The organism is uncultured Williamsia sp., from assembly GCF_947494875.1.
Taxonomy (GTDB): Bacteria; Actinomycetota; Actinomycetes; order Mycobacteriales; family Mycobacteriaceae; genus Williamsia_A.
This window is the reverse complement of sequence record NZ_CANLWM010000005.1, coordinates 294,598-320,454: the sequence shown is the minus strand read 5'-3', so window position 1 is coordinate 320,454 and position 25,857 is coordinate 294,598. Positions and strand designations below refer to the sequence as shown.

Annotated in this window: 27 protein-coding genes; 13 read left to right on the top strand and 14 right to left on the bottom strand. The window is 71.2% G+C overall.

Translation table 11 applies throughout. The features are described 5' to 3' along the window. The first annotated feature begins 15 nt into the window (after positions 1 to 15). From Q1A98_RS13830 to msrB, 4 genes are all read left to right on the top strand, one after another. Positions 16 to 765 carry a pyrimidine reductase family protein gene (locus Q1A98_RS13830; RefSeq protein ID WP_299574478.1) on the top strand — a complete coding sequence of 250 codons (750 nt, stop codon included), beginning with the start codon at positions 16 to 18 and terminating at the stop codon, positions 763 to 765. 47 nt (positions 766 to 812) lie between these two features. Next, complete coding sequence (locus tag Q1A98_RS13825) at positions 813 to 2,393, top strand: alpha/beta fold hydrolase (RefSeq protein WP_299574476.1); 1,581 nt, start codon at positions 813 to 815, stop codon at positions 2,391 to 2,393. A gap of 95 nt (positions 2,394 to 2,488) precedes the next feature. Beyond that, the gene (locus Q1A98_RS13820; RefSeq protein WP_299574704.1) at positions 2,489 to 3,676 is read left to right on the top strand and encodes a glycosyltransferase family 87 protein; all 1,188 of its coding nucleotides are present in this window, start codon (positions 2,489 to 2,491) and stop codon (positions 3,674 to 3,676) included. Then, positions 3,673 to 4,098: a peptide-methionine (R)-S-oxide reductase MsrB gene (gene msrB / locus Q1A98_RS13815; protein WP_299574474.1), complete on the top strand. Its 426-nt coding sequence runs from the start codon at positions 3,673 to 3,675 to the stop codon at positions 4,096 to 4,098. The genes Q1A98_RS13820 and msrB overlap by 4 nt, the downstream gene beginning before the upstream one ends. A gap of 3 nt (positions 4,099 to 4,101) precedes the next feature. On the opposite strand, the gene Q1A98_RS13810 is transcribed toward msrB, so the two are convergent. The 4 genes from Q1A98_RS13810 to hemE form a co-directional block, all read right to left on the bottom strand. Next, positions 4,102 to 4,650, bottom strand: coding sequence for a dihydrofolate reductase family protein (locus Q1A98_RS13810; RefSeq protein ID WP_299574471.1), 549 nt, complete (start codon positions 4,648 to 4,650; stop codon positions 4,102 to 4,104). A gap of 73 nt (positions 4,651 to 4,723) precedes the next feature. Next, a complete protein-coding gene (gene hemQ, locus Q1A98_RS13805; RefSeq protein ID WP_299574468.1) occupies positions 4,724 to 5,419 on the bottom strand; it encodes a hydrogen peroxide-dependent heme synthase in 696 nt (231 codons plus the stop codon). Next, positions 5,416 to 6,831: an FAD-dependent oxidoreductase gene (locus tag Q1A98_RS13800; RefSeq protein WP_299574465.1), complete on the bottom strand. Its 1,416-nt coding sequence runs from the start codon at positions 6,829 to 6,831 to the stop codon at positions 5,416 to 5,418. The genes hemQ and Q1A98_RS13800 overlap by 4 nt, the downstream gene beginning before the upstream one ends. Next, a complete protein-coding gene (gene hemE / locus Q1A98_RS13795; RefSeq protein WP_299574702.1) occupies positions 6,828 to 7,853 on the bottom strand; it encodes a uroporphyrinogen decarboxylase in 1,026 nt (341 codons plus the stop codon). Before hemE ends, Q1A98_RS13800 begins: the two co-directional genes overlap by 4 nt. A gap of 119 nt (positions 7,854 to 7,972) precedes the next feature. On the opposite strand from hemE, the gene Q1A98_RS13790 reads away from it, so the two are divergent. Continuing rightward, positions 7,973 to 8,584, top strand: coding sequence for a DUF3000 domain-containing protein (locus Q1A98_RS13790; protein ID WP_299574462.1), 612 nt, complete (start codon positions 7,973 to 7,975; stop codon positions 8,582 to 8,584). A 5-nt stretch (positions 8,585 to 8,589) separates the two neighbouring features. Continuing rightward, positions 8,590 to 9,891, top strand: coding sequence for an HRDC domain-containing protein (locus Q1A98_RS13785; RefSeq protein WP_299574459.1), 1,302 nt, complete (start codon positions 8,590 to 8,592; stop codon positions 9,889 to 9,891). Between the two features lie 7 nt (positions 9,892 to 9,898). Here the strand turns inward: Q1A98_RS13785 and dxs are convergent, their stop codons facing one another. From dxs to Q1A98_RS13770, 3 genes are read right to left on the bottom strand one after another with little or no spacing between them, the layout of a single operon-like run. Then, entirely contained in the window at positions 9,899 to 11,812 is a 1,914-nt protein-coding gene (dxs, locus tag Q1A98_RS13780; RefSeq protein WP_299574456.1) for a 1-deoxy-D-xylulose-5-phosphate synthase, read from the bottom strand. Between the two features lie 55 nt (positions 11,813 to 11,867). Then, the gene (locus tag Q1A98_RS13775; RefSeq protein WP_299574453.1) at positions 11,868 to 13,142 is read right to left on the bottom strand and encodes a class I SAM-dependent RNA methyltransferase; all 1,275 of its coding nucleotides are present in this window, start codon (positions 13,140 to 13,142) and stop codon (positions 11,868 to 11,870) included. After that, positions 13,139 to 15,175, bottom strand: a complete 2,037-nt coding sequence (locus Q1A98_RS13770) for an APC family permease (RefSeq protein ID WP_299574450.1) — start codon at positions 15,173 to 15,175, stop codon at positions 13,139 to 13,141. The genes Q1A98_RS13775 and Q1A98_RS13770 overlap by 4 nt, the downstream gene beginning before the upstream one ends. Before the next feature lie 120 nt (positions 15,176 to 15,295). Here Q1A98_RS13770 and Q1A98_RS13765 point away from each other — a divergent pair, with 120 nt between their 5' ends. Then, positions 15,296 to 15,961 carry a TrkA family potassium uptake protein gene (locus Q1A98_RS13765; protein WP_299574447.1) on the top strand — a complete coding sequence of 222 codons (666 nt, stop codon included), beginning with the start codon at positions 15,296 to 15,298 and terminating at the stop codon, positions 15,959 to 15,961. After that, positions 15,958 to 16,617: a TrkA family potassium uptake protein gene (locus Q1A98_RS13760; protein ID WP_299574444.1), complete on the top strand. Its 660-nt coding sequence runs from the start codon at positions 15,958 to 15,960 to the stop codon at positions 16,615 to 16,617. Before Q1A98_RS13765 ends, Q1A98_RS13760 begins: the two co-directional genes overlap by 4 nt. Positions 16,618 to 16,627: 10 nt before the next feature. On the opposite strand, the gene Q1A98_RS13755 is transcribed toward Q1A98_RS13760, so the two are convergent. Both Q1A98_RS13755 and Q1A98_RS13750 read right to left on the bottom strand, forming a co-directional pair. After that, the gene (locus Q1A98_RS13755) at positions 16,628 to 17,266 is read right to left on the bottom strand and encodes a DUF3159 domain-containing protein (protein ID WP_299574700.1); all 639 of its coding nucleotides are present in this window, start codon (positions 17,264 to 17,266) and stop codon (positions 16,628 to 16,630) included. Positions 17,267 to 17,363: 97 nt separating this feature from the next. Beyond that, positions 17,364 to 17,735 (bottom strand): OB-fold nucleic acid binding domain-containing protein, encoded by a 372-nt coding sequence (locus tag Q1A98_RS13750; protein WP_299574441.1) that lies wholly within the window; start codon positions 17,733 to 17,735, stop codon positions 17,364 to 17,366. Between the two features lie 184 nt (positions 17,736 to 17,919). On the opposite strand from Q1A98_RS13750, the gene Q1A98_RS13745 reads away from it, so the two are divergent. Continuing rightward, on the top strand, positions 17,920 to 18,669 hold the full coding sequence (locus tag Q1A98_RS13745; protein ID WP_299574437.1) for an alpha/beta hydrolase: 750 nt from the start codon (positions 17,920 to 17,922) through the stop codon (positions 18,667 to 18,669). Positions 18,670 to 18,697: 28 nt separating this feature from the next. On the opposite strand, the gene Q1A98_RS13740 is transcribed toward Q1A98_RS13745, so the two are convergent. Together Q1A98_RS13740 and dut are read right to left on the bottom strand one after the other, a co-directional pair. Beyond that, on the bottom strand, positions 18,698 to 19,543 hold the full coding sequence (locus Q1A98_RS13740) for a DUF3710 domain-containing protein (RefSeq protein WP_299574435.1): 846 nt from the start codon (positions 19,541 to 19,543) through the stop codon (positions 18,698 to 18,700). Further along, positions 19,540 to 20,028, bottom strand: a complete 489-nt coding sequence (gene dut, locus Q1A98_RS13735) for a dUTP diphosphatase (protein WP_299574432.1) — start codon at positions 20,026 to 20,028, stop codon at positions 19,540 to 19,542. Before dut ends, Q1A98_RS13740 begins: the two co-directional genes overlap by 4 nt. Positions 20,029 to 20,136: 108 nt before the next feature. Here dut and Q1A98_RS13730 point away from each other — a divergent pair, with 108 nt between their 5' ends. Continuing rightward, positions 20,137 to 20,652: a DUF3093 domain-containing protein gene (locus Q1A98_RS13730; RefSeq protein WP_299574429.1), complete on the top strand. Its 516-nt coding sequence runs from the start codon at positions 20,137 to 20,139 to the stop codon at positions 20,650 to 20,652. A 110-nt stretch (positions 20,653 to 20,762) separates the two neighbouring features. On the opposite strand, the gene Q1A98_RS13725 is transcribed toward Q1A98_RS13730, so the two are convergent. After that, on the bottom strand, positions 20,763 to 21,062 hold the full coding sequence (locus Q1A98_RS13725) for a DUF4193 domain-containing protein (protein WP_299574426.1): 300 nt from the start codon (positions 21,060 to 21,062) through the stop codon (positions 20,763 to 20,765). Positions 21,063 to 21,427: 365 nt separating this feature from the next. On the opposite strand from Q1A98_RS13725, the gene cei reads away from it, so the two are divergent. Beyond that, the gene (cei, locus tag Q1A98_RS13720) at positions 21,428 to 22,129 is read left to right on the top strand and encodes an envelope integrity protein Cei (protein ID WP_299574424.1); all 702 of its coding nucleotides are present in this window, start codon (positions 21,428 to 21,430) and stop codon (positions 22,127 to 22,129) included. A 16-nt stretch (positions 22,130 to 22,145) separates the two neighbouring features. Here the strand turns inward: cei and Q1A98_RS13715 are convergent, their stop codons facing one another. Beyond that, positions 22,146 to 22,997, bottom strand: a complete 852-nt coding sequence (locus Q1A98_RS13715; RefSeq protein WP_299574421.1) for an inositol monophosphatase family protein — start codon at positions 22,995 to 22,997, stop codon at positions 22,146 to 22,148. 169 nt (positions 22,998 to 23,166) lie between these two features. Here Q1A98_RS13715 and ppgK point away from each other — a divergent pair, with 169 nt between their 5' ends. Together ppgK and Q1A98_RS13705 are read left to right on the top strand one after the other, a co-directional pair. Continuing rightward, positions 23,167 to 23,961, top strand: coding sequence for a polyphosphate--glucose phosphotransferase (gene ppgK, locus Q1A98_RS13710; RefSeq protein ID WP_299574420.1), 795 nt, complete (start codon positions 23,167 to 23,169; stop codon positions 23,959 to 23,961). 181 nt (positions 23,962 to 24,142) lie between these two features. Next, positions 24,143 to 25,516, top strand: a complete 1,374-nt coding sequence (locus Q1A98_RS13705) for an RNA polymerase sigma factor (protein WP_299574417.1) — start codon at positions 24,143 to 24,145, stop codon at positions 25,514 to 25,516. 64 nt (positions 25,517 to 25,580) lie between these two features. Here Q1A98_RS13705 and Q1A98_RS22380 read toward each other — a convergent pair whose 3' ends face one another. Continuing rightward, positions 25,581 to 25,835: a hypothetical protein gene (locus Q1A98_RS22380; protein ID WP_366943460.1), complete on the bottom strand. Its 255-nt coding sequence runs from the start codon at positions 25,833 to 25,835 to the stop codon at positions 25,581 to 25,583. Between the last annotated feature and the right edge of the window lie 22 nt (positions 25,836 to 25,857).

The window sequence follows — 25,857 nt, the reverse complement described above, 5'->3', positions numbered from 1 at the left end:
GACAGTAGCGACGACATGGACAATGAACGGATGTACCTCGTCCAGAAGGCGACCCAGGTCACAGTCGACGACGCCGAGTTGCGGCGTCTCTACGCCTACCCCGAGCCGGAACACCCCGATCCGCGGTGCCACGTGCGGGTCAACATGGTCACCTCGCTCGACGGTGCCGCGACCCGCGACGGCGCGTCAGCCGGACTCGGCGGGGACGGCGACAAACAGATCTTCGAGGTCCTGCGATCCCTCGCCGACGTCGTGCTGGTCGGATCCGGGACGGTGACGGGCGAGGACTACGGGCCGATCGACGCCGATCCCGCCGACCCCACGGCGCCCACCCTGGCGATCTTGTCGGGGTCGCTGAGCCTCGATCCCGACTCGGAGGCCGTGCGGGCACCGCAGACGACGGTGCTGACCTGTTCCGGAGCACCGGAGGAGCGGCGACGCGCGTTGACCGAGGCCGGCGCGACCCTCGTCGACTGCGGGAGCGACGACGTCGAGCTGCCGCGCGCGTTGGCCCATCTCGCCTCCCGCGGCCGGTGGCGCGTACTCAGCGAGGGCGGTCCCGGCCTGCTCGGTCGCCTCGCAGCGGCCGATCTGGTCGACGAGCTGTGCCTGACCATCGGCCCGACGATGCTCGCCGGGTCGGCCGGACGGATCGCGCACGGTGACGACGAGATCGACCCGCGGCGAATGACCCGGGACCACGTCCTCGCCGACGACGAGGGGTTCCTGTTCACACGGTGGTCGCGGGCCACCGACGACCGCTGACCCGCGGCGGGACGGGCCGCCGCCCGGACGTGACTACAGTCGCCGACATGCGCCCGACCACGACGCCGCGGATCCAGCGACCGCGTCGTCGCCTCAGGGTCGCGCTCTCGGCCCTGGTGGCGATCGGCGTCGTCGCCGGCTGCGCGGTCGGGCCGGACACCGGTCCCCCGCTGATCGTCGACGACGGCGGCGGCGCCGGCCAGACGACCAGCACTCCCCCGCCTCCGCCGACGCTGTCGGCACCCCGGAACGACCTCGCCTGGCGCGCCTGCCCCGGCGATCTCGCCGCTCGGTTCGGACTGCCCGCCCCCGCCGCCGACGTGCGGCTGGACTGCGCGACGTTCGAGGCGTCCGTGACCCCCGGTGTCGCCACGCGTGACACCGTGAACGTGGCCGCGGTCCGCGTCCGGCTCACGTCCACGCCCGCCTCGGGCGCACCGCTCGTCGTCACCTCCGGCACCGACATGCCGTCGGCCGTCGCAGGGCTGCTGATGGCCGACGGACCGGGCCGCGCACTGCTCGCCGATCACCCGCTGGTCGCCGTCGACCGCCGCGGCACCGGCTCGAGCGGCCCCCTCGACTGCTTCACGAGCCAGGAACGGTCCATCGTTCTCGCCAACGGGCTCACCCCGGCGACCCGGGACGTCCAGGCGCGCGGTGACCTGCTGGCCACGACCGCGGGCGAGGCCGCCGACGCCTGCACCGAGACCATCAGCCCCTACCAACTGGCGTTCACGTCGGCGAACGCTGCCGGCGACCTCGAACAGCTCCGTCGGACGTGGGGCGTCGACCGTCTCGGCATCGTCGGTGTGGGGGCCGGGGCGGATGTCGCCCTGGCCTACGCCGGCCTCTACCGCGACCGGGTGGGGCGCCTGATCCTCGACACGCCGACCGCCTACGGCGCCTCGGTGCGCGACCGCGCGCAGCAGGTCGCCGCCGGCACCGACGCCGCGATCGCCGGCTTCTCGTCGGACTGCGCGTCGCAGGGATGCCCGCTCGGCGCCGATCCAGGGGCCGCGATCCGCGCGCTCGTGCAGCAGGGGGCGCAGGGTCGCCTCGGCGACATCACCGACACCGACGTGCTGGCCGCCCTGTCCACCGGGATCGCCCTGACCACCACCGACCGCGCGTCGACGATCACCCGCGTGGCGCGCCTCCTCGCCGGCGGCGAGTCCCCCGCGCTGACCGCCGCGGTCGACCGGGCACGCGCGCTGCGCGGCACCGACGGTCAGCTGCTGTCGCGGTGCAACGACGCGAGCAGCTCGATCGGCCGCACCGACGTGACGGCGCTCCAGCAGGCCTGGCAGAGCCGCTATCCCTACACCGGCACCGACACGGCGCTGTCGCTGCTGCGCTGCTCCGGCTGGCCCGCCGGTCCCGCGGCACCCCGCCCGCTCGGCTTCGACGTGCCCATCCTGGTGCTCACCAGCGGCTTCGACACGATCAACGGCGGCACCGGCGCCGGCGCCCTCACCCCGCTGATCATCACCGCCGGCGGCAGGGCGTCGACCATCACCTACGACGGTCCGGGGTTCTCCGTCACCGCGCACTCCGACTGCGCCGCCGACATCGTGAACCGGTACGCGCGCTCGGGCGACATCCCCCCGTCCGGCGCGTGCCCGTCGTGACCTGCCGCCTCGGCCGGTCACGGCGCGCGTCGTAGTACGGTGCCCGGGTGTCGCTTGACCTCTCTGCGCGCAGAGATGCCCGTCTGTTCCCCGCGATGTCCACCGATCGGATCATCGCGCTGATCCTGTGGCCGATCACCGTCGTGATCGTCCTGCAGCGGTCGATCATCATGGGCGTCAACGGCGATCGCACCGACGACTTCCGCCCGGTCTACGACGCCGCGCTGGCCTTCCTGAACCGCCGCGCGGTCTACGGCGAGAACTACGACACCGTCGACCCGCACTACCTCTACCCGCCGTCGGGCACGCTCTTGATGTCGCCGATGGCCTACATCGACCCCGAACGGGCCCGGTGGATCTTCATCGCGGTCTCCGTGGTGGCGCTCGTCGTGTGTGCCTACCTGCTGATCCGCATGTTCGGTTTCGACGGGCGGTCGGTGGCGTTCCCGATCGTGCTGTTCTTCTTCTTCTGCACCGAGACCGTCGCGCACACACTGATCTTCACGAACTTCAACTCGTTCGTCCTGCTCGGTGAGATCGCCTTCCTCATGCTGCTGCTGGCCAAGCGGGACTGGTGGGCGGGTGTACCGATCGGCCTGACGCTCGCGGTGAAGCCCGTCCTCGCGCCCCTGCTCCTGCTGCCCCTGCTGACGCGACGGTGGCGGGTGTTCGGCGGTGCGATCGGGATCCCGCTTGTTCTCACCGCTCTGGCGTGGCCGCTGTCGGTGGACCCCGTCGACTTCATCAAGCGCACCGTCCCCTATCTGGGGGAGGCACGGGACTACTACAACAGCTCGATCGCCGGCAACGGCGCCTACTTCGGCGTACAGCCGTGGCTGCTCTACGTGCTGCGCATCGCGTTCGTGCTGATGGCCGTGTTCTGCCTGTGGTTCCTCTGGCGGTTCTACCGGCAGACCGACGAGCTCCTGTGGGCTGCCACCTCCAGCGGCGTCCTGCTGGTCACCGTTTTCCTGGTGTCCTCACTCGGCCAGGGCTACTACTCGATGCTCCTGTTCCCCCTGCTGATGACCGTCGTCCGGCCCGGATCGGTGATGCGGGCATGGCCTGCCTGGCTCGGTGTCGTCGGGTGCATGACGTTCGACTCGTTCCTGTCGAAACGCTGGGCCGCGTTCGGGCGGGCGCTGGAGTACAACAAGGTGACCTGGGGCTGGTCGCTGCTCTTGATCACCATCTTCTGTGTGCTGCTGTTCCGGTGGCTCGACCTCCGCGCCCAGCGCGAGACCCCGACCGTGGACAGCCCGCGCGCTACCGTGGATGCATGAGCGTCGATCGCACCAGCAGCACCACTCCCCCCGTCCAGAAATCTGACGACGAATGGCGTGCGCAGCTGACCCCTGAGGAATACCGGGTGCTGCGACAGGCGGGAACCGAGGCACCGTTCGTCGGTGAGTACACCGACACGAAGACCGTCGGTGTCTACCGCTGCCGCGCCTGCGACGCCGAGCTGTTCCGCAGCGAGCAGAAGTTCGACTCGCACTGCGGATGGCCCTCGTTCTTCAGCCCGCTGGCCGGTGACGCGATCATCGAGCACGAGGACCGCTCGATGGGCATGCTGCGCACCGAGGTCCTCTGCGCCAACTGCGGCAGCCACCTCGGTCACGTCTTCGCCGGCGAGGGTTACGACACCCCCACCGATCTGCGGTACTGCATCAACTCGATCTCGATGCGCCTCGAAGAGGCCTGACCCTCACGCCCGTCGCAGACGGGTGAGCACCACCCCGGACGGGAACGCGGTGACCTCCGTCGGCATCCACCGCTGCGACATCGCGCCCTCGAACAGTCGGCGTCCGTGTCCGCGGACATAGGGGTACGTGAAGAGTCGCAGTTCGTCGACGAGGTCCATCGCCAGCAGGTCGTGACACAGCCGGATGCTGCCGGTGCAGACGATGTCGCCGCCCGGTCGCGCGGTGATGTCGCCGATCGCCGCACGAAGGTCACCGCGCAACACCTCCGAGTTGGCCCATCCCGGGTCGTCGAGTGTCGACGAGACGACGTACTTGGCGACGCGATTCAGGTGCGCGGTGACGCCCGTCGTGTCGTCGGTTTTCGGACCCCAGAAGTCCCACATGCCGACGAACGTCTCGCGCCCGACGAGGAACCCGTCGGAGGCGTCGCGTTGCGCGGCGAGCGCGGCGTCGACCTCCGGGTCGTCCTCCCCCGCAGTCGCAAACCAGTCGTCGGTCGCCTCGACGACGCCGTCGACGGTGAGGTTCTGGGTGATGACGAGATCGCGCACGGACGGTCCTCCTGATTCGGCTGTCTTGTGTACAGACCGGACCCGAGAAGGGAACTCATCGATCGCGTCGAGATCAGGGCAATGCGGCGACCAACTGGTCGACCTCGACGCGGGGGCCGGTGTAGAACGGGATCTCCTCGCGGACGTGCAGCCGGGCCTCGGTGGCGCGCAGATCACGCATGAGGTCGACGATGCGATGCAGCTCAGGGGCCTCGAAAGCGAGGATCCACTCGTAGTCACCCAGGGCGAACGACGCGACGGTGTTGGCGCGCACGTCCTTGTACTCGCGGGCGGCCTTGCCGTGGTCGGCGAGCATCTTGCGGCGCTCGGCGTCGGGCAGAAGGTACCACTCGTAGCTGCGGACGAACGGGTAGACGCAGATGTAGGCGCCCGGCTCCTCACCGGCGAGGAACGCCGGGACGTGGCTCTTGTTGAACTCCGCAGGCCGGTGCAGCGCCGCGTTGCTCCACACCGCGGTGCTCGCCCGACCCAGCGTCGTCGACCGGCGGAAGTCGGCGTAGGCACGCTGCAGGTCCTCGATGTGCTCGGCGTGCCACCAGATCATGAAGTCGGCGTCGGCGCGCATCCCGGCGACGTCGTAGAGGCCGCGGACCACGACACCGCTGGTCTCGAGCTTGTCGACGAACTCACGGGTCTCGGCGATCACGTCGGCGCGGTCGTCCGGGAGCTCACCGGGGCGTACCGCGAACACCGAGAACATCAGGTAGCGGACGGTGGAGTTCAGCGCGGCGTAGTCGAGACGGCTCATGTCCCCATCGTGCCACCGGCGTCTCGCCCGTCGGCCGTGAGATGCGCGACGACGCGGGCAGCCGCGACCGTCGCCCGGGCGATGCAGGCAGGGACACCGACACCGGCGTAGGTGGCACCGCATGTGGCGACCCCGTCCGGCAGCGCCGCATCGGCCCGGGCGACGAGGCCGAGGTGTCCCGGCCCGTACCGCGGGAGTCCGACCGGCCACCGCTGGACGACGCCGTCGAGGACCTCGTCCGTCCGGGGTGCCCGACCGCCCGCCAGCGTGCACACGAGGCCGAGATCGTCGACGGCGGCGGAGATCAGGTCGCCGTCGGTGATCGCGTCGACCGGGTCGCCGAGACGCCCGAAGGACACCCGCACCAACCGCGGTCCGGCACCCAGATGCGGCCACTTCTGCGACGACAGGGTGATCGCCTTCGCGGTGGTCGCCTCCCCCGTCGCGACCAGGACACCCGAGTGGTCGGGCAGGGTCACCGTCTCGTCGAGCGCGAGCACCACCAAGGCCGATCCGGCGACCTGGACCTGTGCGAGCTCGGACATCGACTGCGCCGCGACGGGTTCGAGCAGTCGGGCCGCGGTGGGCGCCGGCACCGCCAGCACGACCGCGTCGCACACGAGGTCCGGCTCGCCCCCGACGGTCATCACCCACCGGTCCCGGTCACGGTGGAGCGCGGTGACCGGCGCGTCATAGCGGGGTTCGACCCCGGCAGCGTCGACGAGGGCGTCGACCAACGTTCGGTAACCGCCGTCGAGGGCACCGAAGATCGGCGCGTCCGACGGCGGCGGCAGCACCGCGGCGATCGCCGCACCGAGGCTGGGGGCGCCGGCGTCGAGGCGTGCCGCGATCTGCGGGAGCGCGGCGCGCAGTCCGATGTCGTCGGCGCGAGCGGAGTACACGCCCGACAGCATCGGGTCGACGCTGCGGTCGACGACGGAGCGGCCGAACCGGCCACCGACGAGCGCACCGATCGCCACGTCGTCACCGGGTGTCCACGGCAGGGGGCGGTCGGATTCGGCGGCCATCGACGCCAGGTCGGCCGCGTCGGCGACGTCGGCGACGGCATCGGGCCCGGCCGGGATCCCCATCACCGTCGGCCGGGGAAGCGGATGCAGCGCACCCCGCGCGAGCACGGCCGGGCGCCGTCCCGTCGGGGTCACGACGTGCTCCGACAGCCCGAGTCGGTCGATGAGTGCGACTGCCTCGGGTCGTCGCACGATGAATGATTCGGCACCGGCGTCGACGGAGACACCCGCGACCGTCCGTGCGGTCAGCAGTCCCCCGGGCCGCGACGATCCCTCGAGGACGTCGATGCGGGCCGTCGGACCGAGCGCATCCCGCACCGCCAGCGCGGCGGTCAGCCCGGAGACGCCCGCACCGACGACGGCGACGCGGGGGCCGTCCGTCATGCGGTGTGGACGAGCTCGACGATCCGGGTCAGCACGTCGGGGTCGGTGGTCGGCAGCACCCCGTGGCCGAGGTTGACGATGTGCCCGGTGGCGCCGGCGGCGATGGCGGCCTCGCCCTCGGCCAGGACCCGACGGACCTCGGCCTCGACGACCTCCCACGGCGCGGACAGGATGGACGGGTCGATGTTGCCCTGTAGCGCTTTCCCGGGTCCGACCCGGCGCGCGGCGTCGTCGAGCGGGATCCGCCAGTCCACCCCGACGACATCGGCGCCGACGGCACCCATCTCGTGCAGCAGCTCGCCCGTGCCGACACCGAAATGGATGCGGGGCCGTCCGTACTCGGCGACCTCGGCGAGCACCCGCCGGGTCTGCGGCGCGACGAACCGCCGGTAGTCGGCCAGCGACAGCGCACCCGCCCAGGAGTCGAACAGCTGGACCGCGTGGACGCCGGCGTCGAGCTGGACGCGCAGGAAGGTGATCGTGATGTCGGCGAGGGCTCCGAGCAGTCGCTCCCACGTCTGCGGGTCACCGTGCATGAGGGCCTTGGTGCGCTCGTAGGTCCGGCTGGGGCCGCCCTCCACCAGGTACGACGCCAGGGTGAAGGGAGCTCCCGCGAACCCGATGAGTGCGGTCTCCTCCGGGAGCTCGGCGAGGATCGCGTCGATCCCCTTCGCGATGGAGCCGACCTCTCCCGGGATCAGGCGTGGGATGGCGTCGACCGCCGCGCGGTCCCGGACCGGCGACGCGATGACGGGTCCGGTGCCGGCGACGATGTCGAGATCGATCCCGGCGGCCCGCAGCGGCACGACGATGTCGGAGAAGAGGATGGCGGCGTCCACACCGTGGCGGCGCACCGGCTGCAGGGTGATCTCGGCGAGCAGCTCGGCGTCGAAGCAGGACTCCAACATGCCGCGGTCGACGCGGATGGCGCGGTACTCCGGCAGCGACCGCCCGGCCTGTCGCATGAACCAGACGGGGCGACGGGACGGTGTGGCGCCGGTCGCGGCCGCGATGAGGGGCATACGGCGCACGGTGCCCGGCGTCTGCTGCGTCTTCACGCCCCCATGGTCCCACGGCGCACACCCGTCACCGCCCGGCGCGCCTCCTGCGGACACGGGGCGGCGCGGCCTACCGTGCTGACGTGACCTCATCCGGGGCTCGCACGGAGCCCGACGATTTCCGTAGCGCCGTCGATTCGATGCACGCTGCGCGTATCCGCCCCGACATCGAGGTCGGCAGCATTCGTCCGCCCCAGCGACTCGCGCCCTTCAGCCATGCGATCGGGGCGGAGGTCCGCACCATCGACCCCGACTCCGCGCCCATCCCGACCGACTCCGACGGCAGCGCGTTCGGACGGTTGATCCTGCTGTACGACCCCGAGGGGCAGGACGCCTGGAACGGCACTATGCGCCTGGTCGCGTTCATCCAGGCCGAGGTGGAGGCCGCTCTGGCGACCGATCCCCTGTTGCCGGAGGTCGCCTGGAGCTGGCTCGTGGACGCGCTGTCGGCAGAACCGCTGTCGGAGTCGAGCATGACCGCCCTCGGCGGCACCGTGACCTCGACGACGTCGGTCCGCTACGGCGACATCGCCGGTCCGCCACGCGCCCACCAGCTCGAGCTGCGCGCGTCGTGGACGGCTCTGTCGGTCGACCTCGCGGCCCACGTCGAGGCGTTCTGCGACGTCCTGTCCCTGGCCGCGGGTCTGCCGCCGAGCGGTGTGACGACACTCGGTGTCGGCGACCGCGTCACCTGACGCGGATGACCACTCCCGCCGGTGGCGATCCCGGCTCCGAACCGGACGCACCCGAGACACCCGACGCCGAGCCCACCGAGGCCGAGCCCACCGTCGTTCCTCTGGACCGCCCGGTCGACGGCGTCCCGCCGTTGCTGTCGCTGCCGGAGGAGTTCGCCGACGCCGCCCGCCGCCTCGCCGACGGTGAGGGACCGATCGCGCTGGACACCGAGCGGGCCTCGGGCTTCCGGTACTCCAATCGCGCCTACCTGATCCAGATCCGCCGTCGCGGGTCCGGATCGTTCCTCGTCGACCCGATCGACCACCCCGACGCGCTCGGGCCGCTCGTCGAGGTGCTCGACGGACCGCAGTGGGTGTTGCACGCCGCCGACCAGGACCTGCCCTGCCTGCGAGATCTCGGCTTCGTGTGCGCCGACCTCTTCGACACCGAGTTGGGCGGACGCCTGCTCGGGCTCCCCCGCGTCAACCTCGCGGCCATGGTCGCCCACTTCCTGGGCATGGGTCTGGCCAAGGGCCACGGCGCGGCGGACTGGTCGAAACGGCCTCTGCCCGACGACTGGCTGAACTACGCCGCACTCGACGTCGAGGTCCTGGTCGAGCTGCGCGATGCCGTGGCTGCCGCACTGGACGACGCCGGCAAGACACGCTGGGCCGTCGAGGAGTTCGACCACGTCCGCACCAAGCCCGAGCCGCCGCCGCGACCCGACCGGTGGCGTCGGACGTCCGGACTGCACACCGTTAAGGCCCCGCGTGTCCTCGCCGCCGTCCGCGAACTGTGGACCGCGCGTGAGCAGGTCGCCGAGCAGCGGGACATCGCGCCCGGCCGTGTCCTGCCCGACTCCGCAATCGTCGCCGCCGCGACCGCCGGACCGGCCTCGGTCGACGAGTTGACCGCGCTGCCGGTGTTCGGCGGCCACCGGCAGCGCCGCTCCGCGCGCAGATGGTTCGACGCGCTGGACCGCGCGCGCCGACTCCCCGACTCCGAACTCCCACCGCGGACCGCCCGCAGCGTCGGGCTCCCCCCGGTGAACCGGTGGTCGAACCGCAATCCGGCGGCCGCCGAGCGGATCGCCGCGGCACGGCCCGCGATGGCCGCCCTGTCGGAGCAGGTGTCGACCCCGGTCGAGAACCTTTTGCAGCCGGACGTGCTGCGTCAGATCTGTTGGGACGGAGTCGAACCCGCGACAGATGACGCGGTCGCGGAACGGTTGCGCACACTCGGCGCCCGCCCGTGGCAGGCCGAGGTCTGCGGTCCGGTCATCGCCGAGGCGCTCAGCACGGCAGGGGCCGACGCGCCGGAGGAGTGACCACGTCTCAGCGAGCGGTGACGTCGTCGGTCAACGGCGACGACTGCATCGTCGCGACGGTCGCCGTGATCCCGCGTGCGAGATCCTGTGCGGTGAGGCCCAGTTCGGCGAGCAGTTCACCGCGTGAGGCGTGCTGCAGGAAGTCCTGCGGGATACCGCGCTGCTGGATCGCGACGTCGACGTTCTCGGCGTGCAGGCGCGCCGCGACAGCAGACCCCGCACCGCCCTGGACCCCCGAGTCCTCGAGGGTCACGACGAGCCGGTGCTCGCGGGCCAACGCGACGACGCTGTCCGGCACGGGCAGAACCCACCGCGGGTCGATCACGGTCGCCCGGATGCCCTGCTTCGACAGACGCTCTGCGGTGTCGACGGCGAGCGCACAGAACGCGCCGACGCCGACGATGAGGACGTCGGCCGGATCCGACCCCGACGCGCGGTGCAGCACGTCGACGCCATCCTCGAGACGTTCGACTGCTCGGATGTCCTCGGGGACAGCGCCCTTCGAGTAGCGCAGGGCGGTCGGTCCGGTGTCGGTGTCGAGCGCCTCGCCCAGTTCCTCCCGCAGGCGCACGGCGTCGCGCGGTGCGGCCACGCGCATCCCCGGCACGATCGCCATGAGCGACAGGTCCCACATGCCGTGGTGGCTCGGACCGTCCGGGCCGGTGACCCCGGCGCGATCGAGCACGAGGGTGACCGGCTGCTTCAGCAGCGCGACGTCCATCAGCAGCTGGTCGAACGCGCGATTCAGGAAGGTGGAGTAGATGGCGACGACGGGGTGCTTGCCACCGAGCGCAAGGCCCGCAGCCGACGTCAGCGCGTGCTGCTCGGCGATGCCCACGTCGAACATGCGGTCCGGGAAGCGCTCCGCGAACGGCGCGAGACCCGTGGGCCCGGCCATCGCGGCCACGACGGCGACGACATCCTCGCGGCGTGCCGCGGCCTCGACCAACGCGGCCGAGAAGACCGAACTCCAGTCCTGCGGCGGCACACTGGTGGCTCGACCCGTCCGCGGATCGATGATCCCGATGCCGTGCATCTGGTCGGCCTCGTCGTTCTCGGCCGGCGCGTAGCCCATGCCCTTACGGGTGACCGCGTGCACGATGACCGGCCCGCCGAACGACTTCGCATGCGCCAGAGCGTTTTCCATCGCATCCCGATCGTGGCCGTCCACCGGGCCGACGTACTTGATGCCGAGGTCGGTGAACATGGCCTGCGGGGCGAGGAAGTCCTTCACACCGCTCTTCATGCTGTGCAGCACCGCGTAGGCGAGAGACCCGACCATCGGGACACCGGTGAGCATCTTGCGGGCCTCACCGAGCACCTTCTCGTAACCGGGCTGCAGTCGCAGAGCGGCGAGATTCTTGGCGAAACCACCGATCGTCGGTGCGTAGGAGCGGCCGTTGTCGTTGACCACGATCACGACCGGCCGGTCACCGGCGGTGATGTTGTTCAGCGCCTCCCAGCACATGCCACCGGTGAGGGCGCCGTCGCCGACGATCGCGACGACGTGACGGTCGAGACCGTCGAGTTCGAAGGCCTTGCTGAGTCCGTCGGCGTAGGACAACGCCGCCGACGCGTGTGACGACTCGACCCAGTCGTGCTCGCTCTCGGCACGCTCCTGGTAGCCGGTGAGGCCGCCCCGCTGACGGAGCGTGTCGAACGCCTCGCGGCGACCGGTGACGATCTTGTGGACGTACGACTGGTGCCCGGTGTCGAAGATGACCGCGTCGTGCGGGGAGTCGAACACCCGGTGGACCGCGAGCGTCAGCTCGACGACGCCGAGGTTGGGACCGAGGTGCCCGCCGACGGCCGACACCTTGTCGATGAGAAAGGCGCGGATCTCCGCGGCGAGCTCGTCGAGCTCGTCAGCGGTGAGGGTCCGCAGGTCTCGCGGTGACCCCACGCGTTCCAACACGCCCATCGTCGTCGACGCTCCCTTCCGTGTACGGACGCCCCGCCCGCACACATCGTGTCGATCAGTCTACGGAAACGAGCGCTGCCACAACCTCGACGTGATGGGTCAGGCCGAACGCGTCGACGGCGACCACACTCTCCACCTCGTAGCCCTGCTGCGCGAAGAGACCGAGGTCACGGGCCGCGGCCGCCGGGTCGCACCCGACGTGCACCACCACCCGCGGGCGCGCAGCGGCGATCCCGGCGACGACATCGGCACCGAGACCCGACCGCGGCGGGTCCGCGACGACGACATCCGGGCCCGGCAACGACCCCAGCGCCGGGCCGACGGGACCCCGGTAACAGGCGATGCGGTCGTCGTCGGCGAAGGTCTCCCGCGCCGCCGCGACGGCGTCGGCATCGGACTCGACGACGGTGACGTGGTCCAGCGACGGCAACGCGTCGACGAGGGCACCGGCGAACACCCCGACACCGCCGTAGAGGTCCCAGGCGCTCGTCGCGCCCGGCGCCGCGTCGCGGGCCATGCCGGCCACGAGGGCGCTGTAGGCGTCGGCACCATGGACGTGGGCCTGCCAGAAGCCGGCCACCGGCACCGACCACAGGCGGTCGCCGACGCGACGCTGCACGTGACTCCCGCCGGCGACGACCCGCGGCGCCACGCGGGGTTGCCGCGATCGAGACCGTTGCGACCGCGCGCGTGCGGAGCCCGCTCGCCGGGCCTCGGGCGCTCGTTCGGCGAGGTGCACGGTGCCGTCGTCGCCGCGCACCGCGACGACCTCGGCGCCGGGTGTCCACGACCGCTCCCCGACCGCCTCGACGATCTCCGCGACCGGTTGCGCGCATCGCGCGCCGGTGACGACGTCACCACCCGCACGGACGTGGTTGCCGGCGACGCCGGCGGCATCGACCGGCATGCGGACGCGGGTGCGGTACCGGGACGTCGGGTCGAGTACCTGCACCTCCAGGGCCGCGACGACCTCGTCGGGCAGCTTGCCGATCCGCGCCAGCACGTCACGCACCGCGGTGGCCTTGATGCCGGCGGCGGCGGTGTCGTCAGCGTGGGCGAGGTCGCAGCAGCCGGCGCCCGCCCCGGCCGCGGGACACCGCTCGCCGACACGGTGCGGTGAGGCGTCGAGGACATCGACGACGGTCGCGGTGAGGTACGACGACCGCCGGTCGTCGTCGACACGCACGCGAACGCGTTCGTCGGGCAGGGCGCCACGGACGAAGACCACGCGGCCGTCGTGGCGGCCCACCATCACGCCGCCGTTGCCCGCGCGCAGGCCGTCGAGGTCGACGAGGTCACCGACGCCCGGGGCGGCGGGTCCGGCCGTCACGGGATGCGGTCGTCGGTGGACATCGCCGCGGGCGGGATGTCGACCACGCCGCGACGGGAGTCGCCGGGCGCCTGGTAGTCGCGGTCGTTGTCCTTGCGCCGGTCCGACGACGACAGCTGCCACGGCACCGACGTCACCATCACGTTCGGTTCGAAGAGCAGACGCCCCTTGAGTCGAAGCGCCGACTGGTTGTGCAGGATCTGCTCCCACCAGTGGCCGACGACGTACTCCGGGATGAACACGGTGATGACGTCGCGGGGAGAGTCGCGTCGGATACGCCGCACGTAGTCGATGACCGGACGCGTCACCTCGCGGTACGGCGACGCGATGACCTTCAGCGGCACGGTCAGCTCACTGGCCTCCCACTCGGCCACGAGTCGCCGGGTGTCGCGGTCGTCGACGTTGACCGTGATCGCCTCGAGGGTGTCGGGACGGGTGGCACGGGCGTACGCAAGGGCCCGCTTGGTGGGCAGGTGGATCCTCGAGACCAGCACCACCGAATGCGTCCGGCTCGGCAGCACGACCTCCTCGTCGGTGGTGTCGAGTTCGTGCTGCACCGAGGCGTAGTGCCGGTGGATGAGCTGCATCAGTCCGAAGATCGCCACCATCGCGACGATCGCGATCCACGCACCCGCCAGGAACTTGGTGATGAGGACGATGATCAGCACCGTGCCGGTCATGAGCAGACCGATCGAGTTGATGACGCGCGAGCGTTGCATGCGGCGACGGGCCTGAGGATCGGACTCGGACCGCAGGTGACGCGTCCAGTGCCGGACCATGCCGATCTGCGACAGCGTGAACGACACGAAGACACCGACTATGTAGAGCTGGATCAGCGCGGTGACCTGCGCACCGAACGCGACGACGAAGGCGATCGCGGCGACCGCGAGGAAGAGGATGCCGTTGCTGAAGGCGAGTCGATCGCCGCGGGTGTGCAGCTGACGGGGCAGGTAGCGGTCCTGGGCGAGCACCGACCCGAGGACCGGGAAGCCGTTGAAGGCGGTGTTCGCGGCGAGCACGAGGATCAGGGCGGTGACGGTGGTGACGAAGTAGAACCCCGGGGTGAAGTCGGCGAACACCGCGTGGGCGAGCTGCGCGACCAGGGACTTCTGCTGGTAACCGTCGGGCGCCCCGACGAGGTCGGCGGCGGGGTTCTCGACGTACTTCGCGCCGATCTTGCGGGCCAGCACGATGATCCCCATGAGCAGCACGATGGCGATGCCACCGAGCAGGAGCAGCGTCGTGGCGGCATTGCGCGACTTCGGCTTCTGGAACGCGGGCACGCCGTTGCTGATGGCCTCGACACCGGTCAGCGCGGCGCACCCGGACGAGAACGCACGCGCGATGAGGAACACGAAAGCGATGCCGACGAGGTGGCTGTTCTCGGCCTTGACCGTGAAGTCGGCGGTCTCCGATCGCACCGAGTCGCCGAGGACGAAGATCTGGACGAACCCCCAGATCAGCATCACCACCATGCCCCCGATGAACGCATAGGTGGGGATCGCGAACGCGGTGCCGGACTCTCGGATGCCGCGGAGGTTGACGCTGGTCAGCAGCACGATCGCCACCACGCAGAACAGCACCCGGTGTTGCTCGACGAACGGGATCGCCGACCCGATGTTCTCCGCCGCCGACGAGATGGAGACGGCGACGGTGAGGACGTAGTCCACGAGCAGCGCGCTGCCGACGGTCAGCCCCGCCTTGGGCCCCAGGTTGACCGTCGCGACCTCGTAGTCGCCACCGCCCGAGGGATAGGCGTGCACGTTCTGCCGGTAGCTGGCCACCACGATCGCCATGACCAGGGCGACGGCGAGGCCGATCCACGGCGTGTAGGCATACGCGGACAGTCCGGCGACAGACAGGACGAGGAAGATCTCCTGCGGCGCGTACGCCACCGACGACATCGCGTCGGACGCGAAGACGGGCAGAGCGATCCGCTTGGGCAGCAGGGTGTGCCCGAGCTTGTCGCTGCGGAACGGACGACCCAGCAGCAGTCGTTTCGCCGCGACCGAGACGGTGGACACCGTGGACACCAGGCAACCTTAGACGCGGACTCACGATGGTCGACGGCGGGCGGTAGCGTTCGCCGCAGGTGTGGACCGTCGCCGCGGTCCACGGGGAGCGATCGGCCGCCGGATGAGGAGCACAGACACGTGCGGGTAGTGATCATGGGCTGCGGCCGCGTGGGGTCGTCCCTCGCGCAGGCCCTCGACAACAAGGGCCACACGGTCGCCGTCGTCGACCGCGAGGACTCCGCGTTCCGACGGCTCAGCCCGTCCTACGGCGGTACCACCGTCCGCGGCGTCGGCTTCGACCGCGACGTCCTCGAGGCCGCCGGGATCGCCGAGGCCGACGCGTTCGCCGCGGTCTCCTCCGGCGACAACTCCAACATCATCGCCGCGCGCGTGGCGCGGGAGACGTTCGGCGTCGAACGCGTCGTCGCCCGTATCTACGACGCGAAGCGGGCCGCGGTCTACGAGCGGCTCGGCATCCCCACCGTCGCGACGGTGCCGTGGACGACGCAGCGGTTCGTCGCCGCGCTGGGCGTGGGTGACGCCGCGACGGCGTGGCGCGACCCGTCCGGACAGGTGCTCGTCACCCAGATCAGCGTGCACGAGAGCTGGATCGGGCAGACCGCGAAGGTGTTCCAGGAGGAGACCGGCGCGCGGATCGCGTTCATCAGCCGGGTCGGCGCGTCACTACTGCCCGAGCCCCGCACCGTGCTGCAACAGGACGACACGGTGTACGTCGCCGTCCTGCGGGACCGCCGCGACGAGGCGCTCGCCATCGCCGGGGCACGGCGGGAGGGCGGGGAATGAAGGTCGCCATCGCCGGCGCGGGCGCCGTCGGCCGGTCCATCGCGCGCGAACTCATCGGCGGCGACCACGAGGTCGTGTTGCTGGAACGGCGTCGGGACAACATCGACGACGAGGCGGTGCCCGGCGCCACCTGGGTGCACGCCGACGCCTGCGAGCTCGACAACCTCGAGCAGGCGCAGTTGCAGACCTTCGACGTCGTCGTCGCGGCCACCGGTGACGACAAGGCCAACCTCGTCGTGAGCCTTCTCGCCAAGACCGAGTTCGCCGTGGGACGCGTCGTGGCCCGCGTCAACGACCCCCGCAACGAGTGGCTGTTCGGCGAGGACTGGGGCGTCGACGTCGCGGTGTCCACCCCGCGGATCCTGGCGTCCCTGGTGGAGGAGGCCGTCTCCGTCGGTGACCTCGTACGCCTGATGACTTTCCGTCAGGGGCAGGCCAACCTCGTCGAGATCACGCTGCCGCAGGACACGTCGTTCGCGGGCAAACCCGTCCGCAAGCTCGTCCTGCCCCGCGACGCCGCGCTGGTGGCGATCCTGCGGGGCGGCCGGGTGATCGTCCCGCAGCCCGACGACCCGGTCGAGGGCGGCGACGAGCTCGTGTTCATCGCACCGGCGGAGGTCGAGGACGACCTGCAGGCCGCGATCCTGCAGTCCTGAACCGTTCGGCTCAGCGGGCCGGCGGCGCGCCCGACCCGGCGCCCTGGTCGGCCACGGGATCGCCCTCGGTGGCGTCGTTCTCGGACTCCTCGGTCCGTTCGGCCCACCGCACCAGCAGCACGGTCGCGAGCGCGGCGACGGCTGTCAACGGCCAACCCATGCCGATCCGTGCGGCTGCGAGCCACCCCGTCTGGTCGGAGTCGTACAGGGACGACTGCACGACGTACCGCACCGCGAAGAGCACGGCCCACACCGCGGTCGCCAGGTCGTAGGCGAGCAGGGTCCGGCGGTGCTTGCGCCACGCGGTCCCGTTGCCGTTTACGACATTCCAGATCACGCCGACCAGCGGCCAACGCACCAGGATCGACAGCACGAACGCCCCGGCGTAGACGAGGGTGCTCCAGATGCCGAAGAGGAAGAAGCCCTTTGCGTCGCCGGTGCGGTGGGCGATGAACGCGCAGATGGCGACGCCGAACACCCCGGACACCGCGGGCTGCACCGGTTCCCGGCGGACGAGCCGCACGACCGCGATCAGCACGGCCACCGCGAGCGCGGCGACGATGGCCGGTGTCAGCGAGGCCAGGGCGTTGACGGCCACGAACACGACGATCGGGACCGTGGAGTAGATCAGGCCTGCGACGCCGCCCATCTGCTCGAGCAGGGTGGGGACGGCCTCGCGGACATCCTCCGATGCGGTGGCCGGCTCGTCGGCCGACGCGTCTGCGGCTGCGTCCGACCCGGAACGGTCAGTCGTCACCGAGGAGCTCGTAGTAGGGGTTGTAGACGACCTTGACGCCGTCCTTCACCCCGAGACGACCGCGGACGGTCAGCTTGCGCCCCGGCTCGATGCCCGGGATGCGGTTGCGGCCGATCCACTTGAGGACGACGACGTCGGTGCCGTCGAAGAACTCGGCGACGACGCCGGTCTTCGCGGCCTTGGAACAGGTCTGCACCGAGCGGAGCTCGCCGAGCATGCTGACCTCCTCGCCCTGCCCGCAGTCGCACGCGCGCTGGGCGCCGGTGGCCTGGGACTGTTCGGAGATCTGCTCTGCGTCGAGCTCTTCGAGGTCGGCGGTGAGTCGCTTGCTCAACCGCTTGAGGTATCCGGCGGCGGTCATGCGCGGCCTCCGGTGTGCGTGACGGGAACGATCATTGCGGGCCTCCGGCCACCGATCATCATCACCCTTCTCAGGTCCCGGCGACGCCGCGTCGAGACGTCTCGACAGCGGCACCCTGCCGCCGTCGGACCCTCAGGGTAGACCCCGCGCAACGTGCGCACCACCTACGGGGGACCATCGTCGGATGCCCACCACCGACGACGCCGAGCGGGCTGTGCCGATCACCGCTTCGTCGCTGGTCACGATGCCGGGAGCCGGTTCCGACGGCGACTACGCGGCCCGTGCGACGGCCCCTCTCGCCGACGCCCTCGCGGTGCCGGCGATCGCGGTGGACCCGGGACCGTCGGGGATCGTCGCGACGTACCTCGCCGCGCTCGACGAGGCCGCGACGCGGGGGCCGGTGATCGCGGCGGGGATCTCGATCGGTGCGTGCGTCGCGGTGCACTGGGCGGCAGCGCATCCACGGTCGTGTGCGGCGGTGGTCGCGGCGTGCCCGCCGTGGCACCCCGGCGGCGACGGCGGCACCTCCCCCGCGGCCACGGCCGCGCGCATCACGGTCGCCGAGATCGACCGCACCGGACTCGCGGCCGCGACGGCGACGATGCGCGCGTCCAGTCCTGCATGGCTGGCCGACGAACTCGGCCGGTCCTGGACGGTCCTCGGGGATCTGCTCGCGCCGCATCTGCGTGAGGCGGCGTCGACGACGCTCCCCCGGCCGGACGACCTGCGGCGGCTCGCCGAGTGCAGGATCCCGACAGCGGTCGTGTCAGTGGCCGACGACGCGGTGCATCCGGCCGAGGTCGCGTCCGCCTGGGCGGCCGTGCTGGGTGTGACGCCGGTGTCCGTCGCGTTCGACGCCTGGGCCGGCGATCCCGGCGCCCTCGGCCGCGCGGCGATGGACGCCCTCGGACGGCGGGCGGACCCCGCCCGGTGACGACGGATGCGACGGGTGGGGCGGTCGGTCAGCGCCCCTGACGACGTCGCAGTCGCTGCAGTGCCGACCCGGACGACCGGCGCTTGCCCTGCGGGACCTGCGCGTCGTCGTCGGTCTCCGGTGTCGGGTCGACGACGGGCGCACCGTCCTCGGCGACGACCTGCGCCCGCGCGAGCTGACCGAGCGCACCCTCGGGATCGGCGTCCTCAGGCGCGGTCGGCTCGAGGGCTTCGGCGGGTTGACCCGCCGGGTCGACCATGCCGTTCTCGGCGAACGCACCCTGGTCGGCCATCTGCTGCTGGGCCGCGGCGACCTGCTCGGCGAGTACCGGCGGCAGGACGACCGGCAGCGGTTCCCGCGGCGGGAACGGGTCGCTGCCGCGGCGCACCACCGTCTCGCTCAGCACCGCACGCGCGACGAGCGTCAGGTCGTCGGCGGACTCCGGCGGTGCACTCGCCACGCACCGGACCATCCAGCGAGGGCCGTCGACGCCGATGAACCGGTGCACGGCGCCGGGCACAGTGCCGATCACCTCTCGGCCCCAGTGCCCCGACTCCGTCGCGGCGGTCGCACCGTCGGTGCGCAGCGACTCGACCAGTTCACCGACCACCTCGGCCCACAGACCCGGCGAACGCGGTGCCGCGAACGCCGCCACGCTGATCCGCCCGTGCGGGGTGACGAGGTAGACGGCCTGCGGTTGGTGATCGGCCGTCATCTCGACGGTCACCTGGCCACCCTCGACCACCGGGACGAGGACCGACCCGAGATCGAGGTGGGAGTTGTCGAGGCCCAGCTCACCGTCGAGGTCGTCGATGTCGTACGGGCCGGCACCCTCGCCGATGCGTGGTCCTCCGGTCGCGTCGCTCATCGTCATGCCTTCCGCTCGTCCTGGGTGTCGAGCAGTCCGTGACCGCCGCTCGACCCGTAACCACCTGTCCCCCGGCTGGTCTCGTCCAACGACTCGACCTCGACGAACTCGGGGAGCTCGACCCGTTGCACCAGCAGCTGGGCGATGCGGTCACCCTTGGTCACCGCGATGGGATCGCGCGGGTCGAGGTTGATCAGGCAGACCTTGATCTCGCCGCGGTAGCCCGCGTCGACCGTGCCCGGTGTGTTGACGATGGAGAGCCCCGCTCGCGCGGCCAACCCCGAGCGGGGGTGGATCAGACCGACGGTGCCCATCGGCAGTGCCACCGCGATGCCCGTCGGCACCATCTCGCGCTCTCCCGGGCCGATCGTGACGGAGATCGCACTGTGCAGATCGACCCCGGCGTCACCGGGGTGAGCACGCTGCGGCGGGGGGAGAGCCGGATCGAGTCGTCGGAACGCAACCGTGCTGACCTGCGCGTCGACTGCCACGCGTGAAGACTACGCTGGCGCCGGTGGCCGACCCGAGACGCCCTGCGGCACGGCCCGTCACGTCCGCGACACCACCGTCACCCGAAGAACCGTGAGACCCGATGACCCATGAGTGACCAGCACGCCACCCCGCATCCGACGTCGACGCCGTCCGCCGCACAGGACCGGTTCAGCGAGCGCCTGACGGTCCCCCTGTGGTGGTATGCCGCCGCAGCCGTGGTCGTCGGGGTGTTCGGCTACGAGATCCAGCTCGCCGCGCGGCATGCGGCCGCCTCGGCGATCGCCTATCCCCTGCTCGCCCTGCTCGCGGTGTGGCTGCTCTGGTCGATGGGGCGGACCCGCGTCCGTGTCGCCGCCGACGGCGAGTTGTACGCCCACAAAGCGCATCTGCCCGCTTCGGTGATCGCACGCGCGGCCTCGATCCCCGCGACCGCCAAGAGCGCGGCACTGGGTCGACAGCTCGACCCGGCCGCCTATCTCATGCACCGGGCCTGGGTGAAGACGATGGTTCTCGTGGTTCTCGACGACCCGGACGACCCCACGCCCTACTGGCTGGTGTCCACCCGCCGACCCGCCGAGCTCATCGCGGCGCTCGGCCAGACCGATGCGTCGGACGAGCCGTAGGAGCACCTGACGAGCCTCTGCTCCCGACATGACGACGGCGCCGTACCCCTCGGGGTGCGGCGCCGTCGATGTCGGTGGGTCCGGCCCCACGGGAGCCGGACCGTTGCGGCCTACGCGCAGTCGACGCAGATGCGCGAGGCGCCGTTCTCACGGGCCAGGCGGCTGCGGTGGTACACGAGGAAGCAACTCGTACACGTGAACTCGTCGGCCTGCTTCGGGACCACCCGCACCGACAACTCCTCACCGGAGAGGTCGGCGCCGGGCAGTTCGAACGACTCGGCGGTGTCGCTGTCGTCCACGTCGACCGAGGCGGCCTGCGCCTCGCTGCGACGAGCCTTCAGTTCCTCGAGCGAGTCCTCGCCCAGGTCCTCGGTCTCGGTGCGGCGAGGAGCGTCGTAATCAGTAGCCATGTTTCGCCTTCACTCCATCTCATCGACTGACATCTCTCCCACGCGGGTTCGCGGTGGATGAGGGTGTCGAGGTGTCGCCGACCCTGCTGCTTCGAGTCGTCTCCGCGTGCCGCGGAATGCTCATCTCGCAACGACATCCCTGTCGAATTCATTGCCATCGCCGACGTGTTGTCCTGTGACGTTCGCCACTGCTGCCGAACGAATCGTCCAACATCTCTGTATCGCGAAGGCGGGCAGAGGTTAGCTCGCGCAGCGCCGCGGGTCAACACCCGCCTGTCGTGGCCCTGCACAGGGGTCCGCCGTCTACTGTGTGACGCGCGTCGCCCGTCCCGGCGCCGCGTCCGTTCGAGGAGAGTTCACGCCGCGTGGTTTCGCAGATCACCCTGGGGTACCCCACCGACGACCGGGGACGTCCGTTCCGGCGACGTCGGTGGGTGCCGTTCGTCATCGCCGTCGTCGTGCTGCTCGTGCTGGCGCTCATCGTGTGGGTGAGCGCACTCAGCAAGGGATCGTCGGATCCTGTGGCGACCACCTGCAACCAGCCCACCGCACCGTCCGCGTCGGCGCCGGCGTCGGCGGCCACCTCCGCCGCACCGCGGACGACGGTGGCCGCGAACCAACTCGTCGAGGTGGCACCCGCCCCGCTCGCGACGTTCCAGGTGCGGGTGCTCAACGCCTCGGCCCGCCGAGGTGAGGCGCGCAGCGTCCTCGACGACCTCACCGGACAGGGCTTCACGCCGGCGACCGACACGCCTTACGCCGACGACAGCGTGTACCCGGACCAGAACCTCGACTGCGTCGGCCAGATCCGTTTCGGACCGGCCGGGCGCGCCGCGGCCGCCGCGGTCTGGGTCGCCGTCCCGTGCGCCGAGCTCGTCGACGACGGACGACCCGGCACCGTGGTCGACCTCGCCCTCGGACGCCAGTTCGCCAGCAAGGAACAGACTCAGGACCAGCAGGCCGTCCTCGAGTCGCTGCGCTCCACCGACACGTCCGGTCGCACCGGCGGGGCCGCGACCGGCGCCGACCCGTCACTGGTCCGCGCGGTCCACAGCGGCGCCTGCTGACGGCGCCCGGCGTCGTCTAGAGCGGGTCGAGGCCGCCGAGTTCGTCCAGCAGGGCGAGGAACTCGTCGGCGATGCCCGGGGCGACCGCCACGGTCGGGAACCCGTCGGCGCTGCGTGAGGTCGGTGCGGGCGTTCGGACCACCGCGCCCGCCTCCGCGGCGATCAGCGCTCCCGCGGCCCAGTCCCACGGGTTGAGCGCATGCTCCACGTGCGCGTCGACCATCCCCGAGGCGACCATGCACAGGTCCAGCGCGGCCGACCCGACACGGCGGACGTCCTGCACCCGCGGCAGCAGCGACGCGATCAGCGCGCCCTGCGTGGCCCGACGGTCCGCCTGATAGCTGAAACCTGTTGCGACCAGGGCCATCGCGACCGTGTCGACGCCCGTCGCGCGCAGGCGGATCGGATCCGCCCCGGCGTCGGTCTCGAGCCAGGCGCCACCGCCGCGGAAGGCCCGGTAGACCACGCCGCGCGGCACGTCGGCGACAGCGCCCGCGACCGACTCCCCGTCGATCTGCGCGGCCACCGACACCGAGTAGGCCGGCACCCCGTGCAGGAAGTTGACGGTCCCGTCGATCGGGTCGACCACCCACCGCACGCCGTCGGGCACGTCCACCGACCCGCCGTCCTCCTCGCCGAGGACGGTGTCGTCGGGTCGCAACCGGGCCAGCTCGCGCCGGATCAACTCCTCGGTCTCGGTGTCCACCACCGTCACGGGGTCCGTCGGTGTGCTCTTCGTCGACACCGCATCCGACCGGAATGCCGACGACACGTCGTCGATCAGTTCCGCCCGGCGTGTCCGGACGTGGTCGGCCGCCATCCGGGCGACGTCGACGGCGATGGCGGCGAGCTCCTGGGCTGTCGTCACCCGTACATGTCAGCACGAGCACCGTCGACCGCGCGACGTCGGTGGACGCCAGGACACCGTGGCGACCGCGTGACTAGCCTTGAGCGCGAACCGGTGTGCCATCGGCGCCGAGGCGTGACCGAGCTGCCGTTCGCCCTGTCCGCGACTGCCACAGACCCAGGAGACGACCATGGCCCCCGACACCCCGGCAGGCGACTCCTCCGGCGCAGCCGTCCCGACCCAGGCGTTCGGAGTCGACGTCGGCGGGTCGGGCATCAAGGGCGGTGTCGTCGACCTGGCGACCGGTGACCTCGTCGGGGAACGGTTCAAGGTGCTCACGCCGCAGCCGTCGACACCGGAGGCCGTGGTGGGCGGCATCAAGGAGGTCGTCGACCACTTCGGGTGGACCGGTCCGGTCGGCGTGACCCTGCCCAGCGTCGTGTCCGGAGGGGTGGTGCGTACGGCGGCGAACATCGACAAGGGGTGGATCGGGACCGACCCGTACCCGCTGCTGGCGTCCGCGCTGGGCGACCGGGCGTTCTGCGTGCTCAACGACGCCGACGCGGCCGGGATGGCCGAGGACGCCTACGGCGCGGGGCGCGACCGGTCAGGCCTCGTCATGCTGCTGACCTTCGGCACGGGTATCGGGTCGGCGATCCTGTTCCACGGCAACCTGGTCCCCAACACCGAGCTCGGGCACATGGAGGTGGACGGCAAGGAGGCGGAGCACCAGGCGTCGTCGAAGGTCAAGGACGACAAGGAGATGTCGTACGAGAAGTGGGCCAAGCACGTGTCGACTGTGCTGAACGCCTACGAGAACCTGTTCTGGCCCGACCTGTTCATCGTCGGCGGCGGTATCAGTCGCAAGGCCGACAAGTGGGTTCCACACCTGACCGTCCGCACCCCCGTCGTGGCCGCGACGCTGCAGAACACGGCGGGTATCGTCGGCGCGGCGATGGCGGTCACCGCGGGCCTGCGGCCCTGACCCGACGCGCCGTCCCACAGGCGGTGCCACAGGGACCGGTCCCACGCCGCCGGGCGGGTGGGAGCGCCCTGATCGCCTACAATGACACGGGTCGGCCAGCGTGCCGGCCACCCAAGAACCCCGCGCCGCCGAGGACCACCTCGGTGTTGCGCTTCCAGGACGACGTCTCGAAAGGTCGTACGTGGCAGCCACCAAGACCCGCCAGCAGGACACCGCGGCAGACGACGCCGCCGAGGTGACCGCACCGCGCGCGCCGGCGAAGAAGACCGCGCGCAAGACGGCGGCGAAGAAGGCACCCGCCAAGAAGGCACCCGCGAAGTCCGCGGCGAAGAAGGCACCTCGCAAGGCGGCCTCCGCGCCCGCCGGCACCGAGGAGGTCGACGAGTCGCCGGCATCGATCGACGACATCGACGGTCCAGACGCGGTCGTCTCCGACGAGGAGGTCGTGGTCGTCGACGACGTCGACGCCGACGACACCGACGGCGAGCCCACCGCGAAGGTCACCCGTCCGGCCAAGGCCGACGCGGAGGAGATCGAGGAGCCCTCCGAGGAGGACAAGAAGTCCGGCGACTTCGTCTGGGACGAGGACGAGTCCGAGGCGCTGCGTCAGGCACGCAAGGACGCCGAGCTCACCGCCTCCGCCGACTCGGTCCGCGCCTACCTCAAGCAGATCGGCAAGGTCGCCCTCCTCAACGCCGAGGAGGAGGTCGAGCTGGCCAAGCGCATCGAGGCCGGACTCTTCGCCACCGAGCGGATGAAGCGGATGGCCGAGGCGGGCGAGAAGCTCACCGTCGCGCAGCGTCGTGACCTGTCGTGGATCTCCCGCGACGGCAACCGCGCCAAGAACCATCTTCTCGAGGCGAACCTGCGTCTCGTCGTCTCGCTGGCCAAGCGGTACACCGGCCGCGGCATGGCGTTCCTGGACCTCATCCAGGAGGGCAACCTCGGTCTGATCCGTGCGGTCGAGAAGTTCGACTACACCAAGGGCTACAAGTTCTCGACGTACGCCACCTGGTGGATCCGTCAGGCGATCACCCGCGCCATGGCCGACCAGGCCCGCACCATCCGCATCCCGGTGCACATGGTCGAGGTCATCAACAAGCTCGGTCGCATCCAGCGCGAACTCCTGCAGGACCTGGGCCGCGAGCCCACCCCCGAGGAGCTAGCGAAGGAAATGGACATCACCCCGGAGAAGGTGCTGGAGATCCAGCAGTACGCCCGGGAGCCCATCTCACTGGACCAGACCATCGGCGACGAGGGCGACAGCCAGCTCGGTGACTTCATCGAGGACTCCGAGGCCGTCGTCGCGGTCGACGCGGTGTCCTTCACCCTGCTGCAGGATCAACTGCAGTCGGTGCTGGAGACCTTGTCCGAGCGTGAGGCGGGTGTCGTCCGTCTGCGCTTCGGGCTCACCGACGGTCAGCCGCGCACCCTCGACGAGATCGGCCAGGTCTACGGCGTGACGCGTGAGCGCATCCGTCAGATCGAGTCGAAGACCATGTCGAAGCTGCGCCACCCGTCGCGGTCGCAGGTCTTGCGCGACTACCTCGACTGACCGACACCGCACGTACCGACGACGGCCGCCCCGGGAACTCCCGAGGCGGCCGTCGTCTGTCGTCTCAGGAGCGCGCTCGTCGCGCCGGGGTGAACAGCGCCCACACCGGCCCGGTGACGGCCCAGATGACCGTGACGATCCCGAGGGGACCGACGATCCCCCACAGCGCCTCGGCCTGGGTGTCGTCGGCGACCGTCACCGCCAGCAACCCGGTGGCGGCCAGGGCGATCGAGGCGGCGAGCAGCCACTGCAGGAACGACCGCATCTCCGACGCCAGGGCAGCACGCCCCCTCAGGTGCCGGCGCCGGGGGCGGGCCACCGGCGAAGCGGTGCGCGGCCCG

Coding starts and splice junctions, on each gene's coding strand:
- Q1A98_RS13830 (WP_299574478.1), top strand. CDS start 16: ATGGACAATGAACGGATGTACCTCGTCCAGAAGGCGACCCAGGTCACA.
- Q1A98_RS13825 (WP_299574476.1), top strand. CDS start 813: ATGCGCCCGACCACGACGCCGCGGATCCAGCGACCGCGTCGTCGCCTC.
- Q1A98_RS13820 (WP_299574704.1), top strand. CDS start 2,489: ATGTCCACCGATCGGATCATCGCGCTGATCCTGTGGCCGATCACCGTC.
- msrB (WP_299574474.1), top strand. CDS start 3,673: ATGAGCGTCGATCGCACCAGCAGCACCACTCCCCCCGTCCAGAAATCT.
- hemQ (WP_299574468.1), bottom strand. CDS start 5,419: ATGAGCCGTCTCGACTACGCCGCGCTGAACTCCACCGTCCGCTACCTG.
- Q1A98_RS13800 (WP_299574465.1), bottom strand. CDS start 6,831: ATGACGGACGGCCCCCGCGTCGCCGTCGTCGGTGCGGGCGTCTCCGGG.
- hemE (WP_299574702.1), bottom strand. CDS start 7,853: ATGCCCCTCATCGCGGCCGCGACCGGCGCCACACCGTCCCGTCGCCCC.
- Q1A98_RS13785 (WP_299574459.1), top strand. CDS start 8,590: ATGACCACTCCCGCCGGTGGCGATCCCGGCTCCGAACCGGACGCACCC.
- dxs (WP_299574456.1), bottom strand. CDS start 11,812: ATGGGCGTGTTGGAACGCGTGGGGTCACCGCGAGACCTGCGGACCCTC.
- Q1A98_RS13760 (WP_299574444.1), top strand. CDS start 15,958: ATGAAGGTCGCCATCGCCGGCGCGGGCGCCGTCGGCCGGTCCATCGCG.
- Q1A98_RS13755 (WP_299574700.1), bottom strand. CDS start 17,266: ATGGGCGGCGTCGCAGGCCTGATCTACTCCACGGTCCCGATCGTCGTG.
- Q1A98_RS13750 (WP_299574441.1), bottom strand. CDS start 17,735: ATGACCGCCGCCGGATACCTCAAGCGGTTGAGCAAGCGACTCACCGCC.
- Q1A98_RS13745 (WP_299574437.1), top strand. CDS start 17,920: ATGCCCACCACCGACGACGCCGAGCGGGCTGTGCCGATCACCGCTTCG.
- Q1A98_RS13740 (WP_299574435.1), bottom strand. CDS start 19,543: ATGACGATGAGCGACGCGACCGGAGGACCACGCATCGGCGAGGGTGCC.
- Q1A98_RS13730 (WP_299574429.1), top strand. CDS start 20,137: ATGAGTGACCAGCACGCCACCCCGCATCCGACGTCGACGCCGTCCGCC.
- Q1A98_RS13725 (WP_299574426.1), bottom strand. CDS start 21,062: ATGGCTACTGATTACGACGCTCCTCGCCGCACCGAGACCGAGGACCTG.
- ppgK (WP_299574420.1), top strand. CDS start 23,167: ATGGCCCCCGACACCCCGGCAGGCGACTCCTCCGGCGCAGCCGTCCCG.